Here is a 252-nt window from a genome sequence, read left to right on the forward strand (position 1 = left end):
GTCTATGTACTGCGCTCCCCAAATATGGCTTAAAATTGCATTATGAGTGAGTACTTTATCTTTATTTTGAAACAGCAATAATAATATTGCGTACTCTTTTTTAGTCAGTTTTATCTCATTCCCCGAGGTGGTTACTATGTGCTTTTGTGGATCTATTTTTATATTCCCACAGGTAAACGCCACACTCGGCTGACTTTGGGTGCGCAATAACACCCGAATTCTGGCGAGTAACTCATTCGCGCTAAACGGTTT

Annotated in this window: 1 protein-coding gene; it reads right to left on the reverse strand. The window is 39.7% G+C overall.

The features are described from left to right. A partial coding sequence (locus AAEY62_RS23595; RefSeq protein WP_350636890.1) for a winged helix-turn-helix domain-containing protein occupies positions 1–207 on the reverse strand: 207 nt, incomplete at its 3' end. Between the last annotated feature and the right edge of the window lie 45 nt (positions 208–252).

It is taken from the genome of Pseudoalteromonas sp. GW168-MNA-CIBAN-0100, from assembly GCF_040309225.1.
GTDB classification, from domain to species: Bacteria; Pseudomonadota; Gammaproteobacteria; order Enterobacterales; family Alteromonadaceae; genus Pseudoalteromonas; species Pseudoalteromonas arctica.